This is a genomic window from Actinacidiphila sp. bgisy167 (assembly GCF_057707665.1).
Window position 1 is genome coordinate 1 of the sequence record NZ_JBYIQP010000127.1, and the last position, 11,963, is coordinate 11,963.

At 72.0% G+C, this 11,963-nt stretch carries 10 protein-coding genes; 5 read left to right on the forward strand and 5 right to left on the reverse strand.

Annotated features, from left to right (window positions below; genetic code table 11):
- Positions 1 to 133: 133 nt before the first annotated feature.
- Entirely contained in the window at positions 134 to 1,060 is a 927-nt protein-coding gene (locus AC3ET4_RS29210; RefSeq protein ID WP_431954704.1) for an ABC transporter ATP-binding protein, read from the forward strand.
- 50 nt (positions 1,061 to 1,110) lie between these two features.
- A complete protein-coding gene (locus AC3ET4_RS29215) occupies positions 1,111 to 1,827 on the forward strand; it encodes an ABC transporter permease (RefSeq protein WP_431954719.1) in 717 nt (238 codons plus the stop codon).
- Here the strand turns inward: AC3ET4_RS29215 and AC3ET4_RS29220 are convergent.
- Positions 1,814 to 3,094, reverse strand: a complete 1,281-nt coding sequence (locus AC3ET4_RS29220) for a glycosyl hydrolase family 28-related protein (protein WP_431954705.1) — start codon at positions 3,092 to 3,094, stop codon at positions 1,814 to 1,816. The two genes, AC3ET4_RS29215 and AC3ET4_RS29220, sit on opposite strands and share 14 nt — an antisense overlap.
- Positions 3,095 to 3,155: 61 nt before the next feature.
- Here AC3ET4_RS29220 and AC3ET4_RS29225 point away from each other — a divergent pair, with 61 nt between their 5' ends.
- Positions 3,156 to 4,169: a COX15/CtaA family protein gene (locus tag AC3ET4_RS29225; RefSeq protein WP_431954707.1), complete on the forward strand. Its 1,014-nt coding sequence runs from the start codon at positions 3,156 to 3,158 to the stop codon at positions 4,167 to 4,169.
- A 255-nt stretch (positions 4,170 to 4,424) separates the two neighbouring features.
- Here the strand turns inward: AC3ET4_RS29225 and AC3ET4_RS29230 are convergent, their stop codons facing one another.
- From AC3ET4_RS29230 to AC3ET4_RS29245, 4 genes are all read right to left on the reverse strand, one after another.
- Positions 4,425 to 5,534: an amidohydrolase family protein gene (locus AC3ET4_RS29230; protein WP_431954721.1), complete on the reverse strand. Its 1,110-nt coding sequence runs from the start codon at positions 5,532 to 5,534 to the stop codon at positions 4,425 to 4,427.
- Positions 5,531 to 6,883: a glutamine synthetase family protein gene (locus tag AC3ET4_RS29235; RefSeq protein WP_431954709.1), complete on the reverse strand. Its 1,353-nt coding sequence runs from the start codon at positions 6,881 to 6,883 to the stop codon at positions 5,531 to 5,533. The genes AC3ET4_RS29230 and AC3ET4_RS29235 overlap by 4 nt, the downstream gene beginning before the upstream one ends.
- 65 nt (positions 6,884 to 6,948) lie before the next feature.
- Positions 6,949 to 7,311, reverse strand: a complete 363-nt coding sequence (locus tag AC3ET4_RS29240; protein ID WP_431954711.1) for a hypothetical protein — start codon at positions 7,309 to 7,311, stop codon at positions 6,949 to 6,951.
- A 24-nt stretch (positions 7,312 to 7,335) separates the two neighbouring features.
- On the reverse strand, positions 7,336 to 8,280 hold the full coding sequence (locus AC3ET4_RS29245) for a heme o synthase (protein ID WP_431954713.1): 945 nt from the start codon (positions 8,278 to 8,280) through the stop codon (positions 7,336 to 7,338).
- A 345-nt stretch (positions 8,281 to 8,625) separates the two neighbouring features.
- Between AC3ET4_RS29245 and tkt the strand changes: the two genes are divergently transcribed.
- Positions 8,626 to 10,704: a transketolase gene (gene tkt / locus AC3ET4_RS29250; protein WP_431954715.1), complete on the forward strand. Its 2,079-nt coding sequence runs from the start codon at positions 8,626 to 8,628 to the stop codon at positions 10,702 to 10,704.
- 40 nt (positions 10,705 to 10,744) lie between these two features.
- Positions 10,745 to 11,863, forward strand: coding sequence for a transaldolase (gene tal / locus AC3ET4_RS29255; RefSeq protein WP_431954717.1), 1,119 nt, complete (start codon positions 10,745 to 10,747; stop codon positions 11,861 to 11,863).
- Positions 11,864 to 11,963: the final 100 nt, after the last annotated feature.

The window sequence follows — 11,963 nt, forward strand, 5'->3', positions numbered from 1 at the left end:
AAGCTGACCTGCGGAAACGATCTTCGCCGCCGCCCCGGAGCAGGCCTCGGGCGCCCGCCTAGACCGGCGGTCGCCGCACGTACCACCGCCCTCCCGGCGGAGCGCCCCCCAGCGGGTTCGTAGACTGCCCGTCATGCGAATGGACCCCGCGGTCGAAGTGACGGGACTCGTCAAGCGGTACGGCGCCAAGACCGCGGTGGACGGTCTCGACCTCGCCGTCGCCCGGGGCACCGTGACCGCCGTGCTCGGACCCAACGGAGCCGGAAAGACCACCACCGTCGAAACCTGCGAGGGATACCGCCGTCCGGACGCCGGCCGGGTGCGGGTGCTGGGGCTCGACCCCGTGCGGGAGGCCGCCGCGCTGCGGCCCCGGATCGGCGTCATGCTGCAGTCGGGCGGCGTCTACGCCGGCGCCCGCGCCGAGGAGATGCTGCGCCACACCGCGAAGCTGCACGCCGCCCCCGTCGACCCGGCCCTGCTGATCGAACGGCTCGGCCTGGAGTCCTGCGGCCGCACCCCGTACCGCCGGCTCTCCGGCGGCCAGCAGCAGCGCCTGGCGCTCGCAATGGCCGTCGTGGGCCGCCCGGAGCTAGTGTTCCTGGACGAGCCGACGGCGGGACTGGACCCGCAGGCCCGCCGCGGCACCTGGGAGCTGGTCCGCGAGCTGCGCGCCGACGGCGTCACCGTCGTCCTGACGACGCACTCCATGGACGAGGCCGAGCAGCTCGCGGACTACGTCGCGATCATCGACAAGGGCCGGGTGATAGCGAGCGGCACCCCCGAGGAGCTGTGCCGCGGCGGCGCGGAGAACACTCTGCGCTTCTCCGGCCGTCCGGGCCTCGACCTGACCTCCCTGCTCAAGGCGCTGCCCGACGACTCCGCCGCCGTCGAGCTCACCCCCGGCGCCTACCGGGTCGAGGGCAAGGTCGATCCGCAGCTGCTGGCCACCGTCACCTCCTGGTGCGCCCAGCACGGGGTGATGCCGGACCGCCTCGCGGTCGAGCGGCGCACCCTGGAGGACGTCTTTCTGGAGCTGACCGGCAAGGAGCTGCGTTCGTGACCGCCACCGGCACTTTCACCCCTGCCCCCGGCGCGGCTCCGCTGCTGCGGATGATCGGTGCGCAGACCGCGCTGGAGACCCGGATGCTGCTGCGCAACGGCGAGCAGCTGCTGCTGACCGTCGTCATCCCCACCTTGCTGCTGGTCCTCTTCAGCTCCGTCGACATCGTGGACACCGGCGCCGGTGAGGCCGTCGGCTTCCTCGCTCCCGGCGTCCTCGCGCTGGCGGTGATGTCCACCGCCTTCACCGGCCAGGCCATCGCCACCGGCTTCGAGCGGCGCTACGGCGTCCTGAAGCGGCTCGGCGCCACCCCGCTGCCGCGCTGGGCGCTGATGACCGCCAAGACCGGCTCCGTGCTGGTCACCGAAGTCCTGCAGATCGTCCTGCTCACCGTGATCGCGTTCGCCCTGGGCTGGTCGCCGCACGGCAATCCGTTCGCGGTGCTCCTGCTCCTCGTCCTGGGCACGGCGGCCTTCTCCGGCCTCGGTCTGCTCATGGCCGGCACACTGCGCGCCGAGGCCACGCTCGCCGCCGCCAATCTGGTCTTCCTGCTGCTGCTCGTCGGCGGCGGGGTGATCGTGCCGTTGGACCGGTTCCCGGACGCGGCGCGCTCCACCCTGGAACTGCTGCCTATCTCGGCCCTCTCGGACGGCCTTCGCGACGTCCTGCAGCATGGCGCGGGGATGCCATGGGGCGACCTCGGCATCCTCGCCGTGTGGGCCGCGGTGGGGCTCGGAGCGGCGGCGCGCTGGTTCAGGTGGGAGTGACGCAGTCCACGAAGCGGGCGAAGCCGGTGCCCTGGCCCTCGTCCAGGGCGAGGAAGCCGCTTTCCGGGCCGTGGCTGGCCAGCAGGCACATGTCGTAGCGCACCGTGGTGGGCAGCTCGGTGGAGCCGTCGGTGCGGTAGCGGTGGGTGCCCGTGAGCTGGCAGGAGTCGTAGCGCACGAGCGGCCCGCGCGGACCGAGCGTGTAGCGGTGGGCGCGCAGCCCGGGGGCGAAGGGCTTGAAGGCGTTGGCGGTGTCGTCGCAGTCGTTGAAGTGCACCGTGCCGCCGCCCCACTCGCAGTCGATCACCACGGTGTCGGCGTTGCGCAGCTCGAAGCGGATGTCCTCGGCGTGGAAGCGCTGCACGGAACTGAAGTGCCGCCTGCGCGGGAAGCGGAAGAACGTGCTCTCGTAGCCGTAGTCGGGGTGGGGCGTGGGGCGGCGCCCGGTGACGATGTAGCTCCCGGCACGGCAGGTGACCGAGCCGCCGTAGGGGAACTCCAGGAAGTTGCCCCACTCATAGGTGACGTTCATGTCCGTGAACCAGTAGTTGAGGAACTGGTCCTGCTGCTCCGGGTTCTCCGAGCGCTTGGACAGGCCCGAGTAGAGGAACGCCTTGCGGTAGGCGCCGCCCACCCGGCAGGCCTCCCAGCGCATCTCGGAGTTGGTGTTGGTGCCGTCCAGGGCGATGCCGTACTCCCACTCCCCCATCCACTCGCAGTCGGTGAAGCGGTAGTTCGCCGCGCCGCCGGTGGAGTAGGAGGAGAAGAAGGAGGCGCCCGGGGTGCCGGAGGTGAAGCGCAGCCCCTCGAAGGCGATGTTCTGCCACATGTCGTCGTTGCGGCAGAGGAAGGCGCCGGCGGGATCCCGTGGCGCGAAGACGATCTCGCTGATGCGCAGGCCCGCGCCGCGAAAGCGCAGTCCGTTGGCGGCGCCCGACGGGTTGTCGCCGTCCAGCAGCGCGGCGGGCCGGGTGATCAGGTACTTGCCGGGTGGGACGTCGATCACGGTGCGGCCCGTGTGGTCGTCCAGCCGGGACTCGGCGTAGCGGTAGGCGTCCGCGAAGGCCTCGCTGTCGTCGGTGGTGCCGTCTCCCTTGGCGCCGAAGTCGGCGACGACGTCGACGACGCCGGGATGCGCGGCGCGCCTGGGCTGCCGCACGGCCTCGGCCGCGGGCGTGTCGGCGGCCGAGTAGGCGGCCGCGCCGATCCCCGTGAGCGCCGCCGCTGCGCCTCCGTAGAGCAGTTTCCGCCGGTCGACCTCGGCCATGTCGCCCAACCCCTCCCCTGGGTGTCCCCCTCGTGAAGGATTGCACAAGGAGACGCCTACGATGGTGGCCGTGCCGAATCTCAGCCAAGCAGGCCAAGCAGTGCGAAACCCCCTGGCCTTCGTCGCCCAGCGTTGGACCCCGTCCCCGGCGACGGTCCGGCGGGCCGCGCTGGCCGCGCTCGTGATGAGCGTCGTCATCGTGGTGACCGGCGGCGCCGTCCGGCTGACCGGTTCGGGGCTCGGCTGCCCGACCTGGCCCAAGTGCACCGCCGACAGCCTCACCACGACCAGTGAGATGGGGCTGCACGGGGGCATCGAGTTCGCCAACCGGATGCTCACCTATGTGCTGTGCGCGGCCGTGGGCTGGGCCATCGTCGCCGCACGGGCCGCAGGGCCGTGGCGGCGGGGGCTGACCCGTCTCGGCTGGGCTCAGTTCTGGGTCGTCATGGGCAACGCCGTCCTCGGCGGCATCACCGTCCTGACCGGTCTCAACCCGTACACCGTCGCCGGGCACTTCCTGCTCTCCAGCGCGCTGATCGCCGTCGCGCTGCTGACGTGGCACCGGGCCGGCGAGGGCGACGCGGGGCCGCGCCCGCTGGTCGGCAAGCCCGTCAGGCAGCTGGCGTGGGTGCTGACCGCCGCCTCCGGGGCCCTGATCGCGGTCGGCACACTCGTGACGGGGGCCGGGCCGCACGCCGGCGACAGCAGCGACGTGCCGCGTGTCCCGGTGAAGTGGGAGACCATCTCGCAGCTCCACGCCGACCTGGCGTGGGTGGTGTGCGGGCTGACGATCGCCCTGTGGTTCGTGCTGCGCGCCGTCGACGCCCCGGCGGGACCGCGGGCCCGGGTGCGGGACCTGGTGCTCGTGCTGCTGGCACAGGGCGTCATCGGGTACGTCCAGTACTTCACCAAGCTGCCGGAGGTGCTGGTGGGCATGCACATGCTCGGCTCGACGCTGGTGTGGATCGCGGTGCTGCGGGTGCTGCTCTCCCTGCGCGAGCGGCCGGCTACCGAGCCCGGCGCGGAGCCGCTCCCGGCGCCCGCGTCCGTCCCGGAGCCGACCGCGGCCGCGTAGGGCTCCGCCCGTGAGCGGTGCCCCGCCTTCCGCGGACCCGGAGCCGACCACCGGTGACCTTGGAGCCGAGGCGCGTGGGCAGCTGTCTCCCCGTCTCGCGCCCTTCGGGCGCACAGCGGCGGGCTGCGGACGCCCGAAGGGCGCGAGACGAACCCGCACCCGAGCACCGGCCGCGGCACGCATACCCGCCCGCGCCACACCCGAGCACCGGCCACGGGTCGAACCCTCGGGTGAGCCGCCCCCCGAGGATGCCGCTCAGGGGAGCCCGTACAGCCGCCGCGCGTTGTCCGCGGCCACCATGGCCGCGACACGCCGAGCGTCGGCCGCCGACCAGGCGCCCTCCGCGACCCAGCCGCCCAGCACCTCGTCCACCGCGCCACGGAAGGCCGCGGCGCCGGTCACGAACAGCTCGGGCAGCCCGTAGGCGTCCGTCGAGAACAGCAGCTTGCCGAACGGCGCCAGCTCCAGGAACTCCGCGAGGACCGCGCCCGCCCGGGGTCCCACATGGGTGAGGGCGAGGCCGACGTCGGCGTGCACATGCGGGAAGACGTTGGCCAGGTACGCAGCATGACGGTGGTACGGATAGCAGTGCAGCAGCACCAGGTCGGCCCCGGTGCCCCGGGTCGCCCGGGCGAAGTCCGTCAGCAGCGCCGGGTCGGCGTGGTCGAGCCGCAAATCCGGATCGCCGAAACCGGTGTGCAACTGCAGCGGCAGCCCGGTGGCGACGGCCGTCCACAGCAGGTGCCGCAGCAGGACGGGATCGCCGAGCCGCGCAGGGCCCGCCCGGCGCGCCCGCAGCCATGACCCGGCGGCCTGCCGGACCTCGTTCGGCGCCGGGGGCCGCGGGTCGAGGCCGAGTCCGTGGCGGTAGGCCGCGATCGACTTGAAGCCCGCAGCGCTCCGCGCGGCGCGGTGGACCGCCTCGGCGATGCCCTCGACCAGGGCCCCGGCCGAGTCGCAGGCCCCGGCGACGTCCTCGGCGATCCGCTCCAGCCTCACGATCTCGCGCTGCGCCGCGGAGCCGGCCGCGGCCGGCTCCGCGGGCGTCGCCAGGTCTCCGGGGAGTCCGGTGTCGACGAGGTACATACCGATGCCGCTGCCCCGCAGCAGCCGGCGCGCGGCCTCGCGGACCCCGAGTTCACGGCGCCGCGAAAGGTAGACATCCGGGGGGCAGTGCGGCTCCAGGCCGAGCAGCGGCGGGCACCAGCGGCGGACGGCGAAGCCGGTCTGGGTGTCGAAGAAGCTCGTGCCGGGCGCCGCGGGTGCGTCGGACTCCGTGAGATACCTCTCAAAGTCCGCGGCGTCGAGCTCGCGGCGGACGACGCCGTGGCAGTGGTGGTCCACCAGCGGCGGCAGCTCGATCACCACCGCCACCGGGTGGCCTCCGCGAGCTCGGCGGGGCCGTGATCGGCCAGCGCCTCGGACTCGGCGCGCCGCACCGCGACCACAGCGCCGAACAGCGCCTCCCCCAGCGCCTCCTTCAGCGGCGCATCGCGCACGAGGTGCGCGACGGCCTCACTGAGCGAGGTGGGCAGCCGCTTCTGGTCGCCGTGCCCGGCCGGGTCCCCGCTGACCGCGGGGGGCAGCGTCCGACCGCCGTCCCGCAGGCCGGCCAGGCCCGCGGCGATGACGGATCCGACCAGCAGGTAGGGGTTGGCCGCGGCGTCGAAGGGCTTGAGTTCGGCGTGACCGCCGTCGGGGTCCTCGGCCTCGCCGGTCACCAGGCGCAGCGCCGCCTCGCGGTTCTCCACGCCCCAGCAGCGGTAAGCGCCGGCCCAGTGCGAGGGGACGAGTCGCAGGTAACTGGCCGGGGAGGGGGCGCCGATGGCGCACAGCGCGGGCAGGGCCTCGAGCACCGCCGCCAGGAAGGTGCGCGCGGCAGGCGCCAGGCCGTACGGGTCGGTGGGATCGCGGTGCAGGTTGCGGCCGTGCTCACGCAGGCTCAGATGCAGGTGGCAGCCGTTTCCGACCTGCCCGGCGACGACGACCGGGGCGAAGCAGGCGCGCAGGTGGTGGGCGGCGCTGACCGCCCGTACGGTCTCCCGGACGAGGACGACCTCGTCCGCGGCGCCCACCGGGTCGGTGGGCGCGGTGGACACCTCGAACTGGCCGGGAGCATACTCGGGGTGCACCTGCAGGACCTCGAGGCGCTGGGCGGCCAGGGCGTCGTGGAGGTCGAGCAGATAGTCCGAGAGTTCCGTCACCCGTGTCAGCCCGTAGGCCGGGCCGCGGGAGGCCCAGTCGCCGCTGCCGTCGTCCTTGACGGCGACCCATTCGGTCTCGAAGCCCATGCGCAGCTCCAGACCGCGTTCGGCGGCGCGTTTGACCATGCGCCGGGCGAACAGCCGCTGGCAGCCGGGGTGGGGGCGGCCGTCCTGGTCGTAGCGGTCGGCCGGCGCCCAGGCCCAGCCGGGCCGGGCGGCCAGCGCGGTCAGACGGTCCAGGTCGGGGAAGAGCCGCAGGTCGCCGTCGGGACCGCCGATCAGCGGGGAGGATGTGCCGGCGTCGTCGGAGGTGAAGACGTCGAAGACCGGCGACATGCCGACGCCCCCGTGCGCGGCGTGCGGCAGCCGCACGGTGGGCACGGTCTTGACCCTGCTGATGCCCGCGTTGTCGACCCAGCTGAGGGCGACGGCGCGCACGCCCTCCGCGGACAGCCGTGCCGCTTCCCTGCGGGCCGTCAGCCGCCGCTCGTCGCGTTCCTCGGTCTTCACCGACGCCTCCTCGTTCCCACCCGTGATGCGGACCACTTGCATGGTCCTAACGGGCAGGCCCGGCGTCAGGTGTTGGCGGGGCCGCCGATCTGGATTCCGGCCATCCGCGACCACTCGTAGGGTCCGGTGCGCACCTTGGCCGCGAGACCGCCGTCGAATGACTCGTGGACGGTGATGCAGGAGCGTTCGACGGCCTCGCGGGCGATGTCGTAGGTGGGAGCGACCAGGTCGCCCCACTCACCGTTCTCGCCGACGAGCACGATGCGGGCGCCGGCCTCGCCGACGTACGCGATCTGGCCCTCTGCGCCGCCGCCGTGGCTTCGGGCGAACGCGGTGATCTGCTTGGCCAGGCGTGCGGTGCGACGCTCGGCTCGGGCCGCGGCCCTGCGCTCCGCGTTCGGGGTGACTGCTTCCTGGATCTCTGCCATGGAAGGAATACTACCCGCCGGTAATCAGCGCAGGAAGGGATCCACGGCGACGGCGACGAACAACAACGTCGCGTAGGTGATGGACCAGTGGAACAGCCGCATCTCCTTGAGCTTGGCCCCGACCACACCGGCCTTCGCCCGTCCGTACAGGGCGTGGGCCTCGACCAGCCAGAAGGCGCCGAGCAGCACGGCGGCGGCCGCGTAGAACCAGCCCGTCGCTCCCAGCGGCCACCACAGAGTGAGGGAGACCAGCACCATCGCCCAGCTGTAGATGACGATCTGCCGGCCCACCACGACGTTGCCCGCCACGACCGGCAGCATGGGCACGCCGACACGCTCGTAGTCGTCCTTCACCTTCATCGACAGCGGCCAGTAGTGCGGCGGCGTCCAGAAGAAGAGGACGAGGAAGAGGACGAACGGCGCCCAGGCCAGCTCGTCGCGCACCGCCGACCACCCGATGAGGACCTGCATGCAGCCCGCGATGCCGCCCCAGACGATGTTCTGGGCGGTACGGCGCTTGAGGCCGAGGGTGTAGACGAAGACGTAGTAGAGGATGGCCGCCACGGACAGCGCCGCCGACAGCGGATTGACGAGCACCCAGAACCAGGCGGTGGAAACCACCGAAAGCGTGACGCCGAAGACCAGGCACTCCCACGGCGCGACCATGCCGGTGACCAGTGGACGCTGCTCCGTGCGGTGCATGAGCGCGTCGATGTCGCGGTCGATGTACATGTTGAGGGCGTTCGCGCCGCCCGCCGACATGTAACCGCCGATCATCGTCGCCGCGACCAGCCAGAGGTCGGGAACGCCACCCGCCGCCAGGAACATCACGGGAATCGTCGTGATGAGCAGCAGCTCGATGATGCGCGGCTTGGTCAGCGCCACGAACGCCACCACCCGGGCACCGAACGGCCGGTGGCGGTGGCTCGACCCGATGGCTCCGGCGGGCCGGGATTCGACGGCCGTCACGAACACCCCTGAGGAAAAGTCCAGCAAGCGGCTCCGCTTGCGCGTACCACGCCACTTTAGACGTAGCGGATACTCCGCCCGCGCCCGGGGTGGCACGTGTTGACCTCCCTGGCGCAAGAGAGGTGCGACCTGGAGGCGTTCCGCCTCGACAGGCGAAGAGAAGCCGACCGGGGGACGCTGGTGACAGCACCGGTAGCGGGGCGGGAATGCCGCTGCGCGGGGAACGGTTGCCGCTGGCGTCGGGCCCACACTCGAAAAGGTGCACGCACGTGCAGGGGTAGGCTCGGCAACGCCCGGTGTGCACTTCGTCACCGGCGTCATACATGTGGAGAGGAGCCCTCTCAGGTGAGCACCGAGCCGACCACCTCCGAGCTGGAGTGGAGCGAGCTGGACAAGCGTGCGGTCGACACCGCCCGGGTTCTGGCGATGGATGCAGTACAGAAGGTCGGCAACGGCCATCCGGGTACGGCGATGAGCCTCGCTCCCGCGGCCTACCTGCTGTTCCAGAAGCTGATGCGGCACGACCCGTCGGACGCCGCGTGGACCGGGCGGGACCGCTTCGTCCTCTCGCCGGGACACACGTCCCTGACGCTGTACACGCAGCTCTTCCTTTCGGGCTACGGGCTGGAGCTGGAGGACCTCAAGGCCTTCCGCACCTGGGGCTCGCGCACCCCGGGCCACCCCGAGCACGGTCACACGACGGGTGTGGAGACCACCACCGGCCCGCTGGGCCAGGGCATCGCCAACGCCGTGGGCATGGCGATGGCCGCCCGCTACGAGCGCGGCCTGTTCGACCCGGACGCGGCGCCGGGCGAGTCGGTCTTCGACCACACCATCTGGGCGATCGTCTCCGACGGCGACCTGGAGGAGGGCATCTCCGCGGAGGCGTCCTCGCTCGCCGGGCACCAGAAGCTGGGCAATCTGATCGCCCTGTACGACGACAACCACATCTCCATCGAGGGCGACACCGCGACCGCCTTCTCCGAGGACGTCCTGGCGCGCTACGAGGCGTACGGCTGGCACGTGCAGCGCATCGAGCAGGACCCCTCGGGCGACTTCGACGTCCAGGCCCTGTACACCGCCTTCCAGAAGGCCAAGGCCGTCACCGACCGCCCCTCCATCATCGCGGCCCGCACCATCATCGCCTGGCCTGCGCCGAACGCACAGAACACCGAGGCCGCCCACGGCTCGGCGCTGGGCGACGCGGAGGTCGCGGCCACCAAGAAGGTGCTGGGCTTCGACCCCGACCAGAGCTTCGAGGTCGCCTCCGAGGTGCTGGCGCACGCGCGCAAGGTCGCCGACCGCGGCCGTGAGGCCCACGCGGAGTGGACCAAGCGGTTCGAGGAGTGGCGCTCCGCCAACCCGGAGCGCGCCAGGACCTTCGACCGGATCCAGGCCGGCGAGCTGCCGGCGGGCTGGGAGGACGCGGTCCCGGAGTTCCCCGCGGGCAAGGACGTCGCCACCCGCAAGGCCTCCGGCGAGGTGCTGAAGGCCCTGGGCGCCGTGATCCCCGAGCTGTGGGGCGGCTCCGCCGACCTGGCCGGCTCGAACAACACCACCATCGACGCCTCGTCGTCCTTCCTCCCGGCGGACAACCCGCTGCCCGAGGCGAACCCGTACGGCCGCACTGTGCACTTCGGCATCCGCGAGCACGCCATGGGTTCGACGATGAACGGCATCGCGCTGCACGGCAACACCCGCGTCTACGGCGGCACCTTCCTGGTGTTCTCCGACTACATGCGCCCGGCGGTGCGCCTGGCCGCACTCATGAAGCTGCCGGTCTCCTACGTGTGGACGCACGACTCCATCGGCCTGGGCGAGGACGGCCCGACCCACCAGCCGGTCGAGCACCTGTCCGCGCTGCGCGCCATCCCCGGTCTGAACGTGGTCCGGCCGGCCGACGCCAATGAGACGGCGATCGCCTGGGCGGAGATCCTGCGCCGCCACACGGCCAAGCCCGCCCCGCACGGCGTGGCCCTGACCCGGCAGAACGTGCCGACCTACCCGGCCAACGAGAACGCGGCCAAGGGCGGTTACGTGCTGTTCGACGCCGAGGGCGGCCAGCCGCAGGTCGTCCTGATCGCCACCGGCTCCGAGGTGCAGCTGGCCGTCGAGGCCCGCGAGCAGCTGCAGGCCGAAGGCATCCCGGCGCGCGTGGTCTCCATGCCGTCGGTGGAGTGGTTCGAGGAGCAGGACCAGGCGTACCGCGACAGCGTCCTGCCGCCGAACGTGCACGCGCGGGTCGCCGTCGAGGCCGGCATCGGGCTCACCTGGCACCGCTTCGTCGGTGACGCGGGCCGGATTGTGTCCCTGGAGCACTTCGGGGCAAGCGCCGATTACAAGGTCCTCTACCGCGAGTTCGGTCTGACCGCAGAGGCCGTCGCCGCCGCCGCACGCGACTCGATCGCCGCCGCTGGTCGCTGACGCACAGACCCATACGACGTACCGAGGAGATGCAGAACCCATGACAGACGCACTCAAGCGCCTCTCCGACGAGGGCGTGGCGATCTGGCTCGACGACCTGTCCCGCAAGCGGATCACCTCCGGCAACCTGGCCGAGCTCATGGACCAGAGCCATGTGGTCGGCGTCACCACCAACCCGTCGATCTTCCAGAAGGCGATCTCCGGCGGCGACGGCTACGAGCAGCAGCTCACCGATCTGGCCGCGCGGAAGCTGACGGTGGACGAGGCCCTGCGGATGATCACTACCGCGGACGTCCGCGACGCCGCCGACGTGCTGCGCCCGGTGTACGACGCCAGCGGTGGCCAGGACGGCCGGGTGTCCATCGAGGTCGACCCGCGTCTGGCCCACAACACCCTGGCCACCGTCGCCGAGGCCAAGCAGTTGGCCTGGCTGGTGGACCGGCCCAACACCCTGATCAAGATCCCGGCGACCAAGGCGGGCCTGCCGGCCATCACCGAGGTGATCGGCCGCGGCATCAGCGTCAACGTCACGCTGATCTTCTCGCTGGAGCGCTACCGCGAGGTCATGGACGCCTACCTGGCGGGCCTGGAGAAGGCCCGGGCCGCGGGCCTGGACCTCTCCCTGATCCGCTCGGTGGCCTCCTTCTTCGTGTCCCGCGTGGACACCGAGATCGACAAGCGTCTGGAGAAGCTGGGCAGCGACGAGGCCAAGGCCCTCAAGGGCAAGGCCGCCGTCGCCAACGCACGGCTCGCCTACCAGGCCTACGAGGAGGTCTTCTCCTCCGACCGCTGGCAGGCACTGGAGCGCGAGGGCGCGCACAAGCAGCGTCCGCTGTGGGCCTCCACGGGTGTGAAGGACCCGGCCTACCCGGACACCCTGTACGTGACCGAGCTGGTCGCGCCGGGCATCGTCAACACCATGCCCGAGGCCACGCTCGACGCGGTGGCCGACCACGGTGAGGTCACCGGCGACACCATCCGCGGCACCTACGAGCAGTCCCGGGCGGAGCTCGACGCGATCGCCGCGCTCGGCATCTCGTACGACGACGTCGTCCAGCTGCTGGAGGACGAGGGCGTCGAGAAGTTCGAGGCGTCCTGGAACGAGCTGCTGGCCTCGACCGAGGCCGAGCTCAAGCGCCTGGCGCCGAAGGAGGCGTAACACGTTGAGCAGCGCCAACCCGCTGCGTGACGCATCGGACCGACGGCTCCCGCGCATCGCGGGGCCGTCGGGCCTGGTGATCTTCGGCGTCACAGGCGAT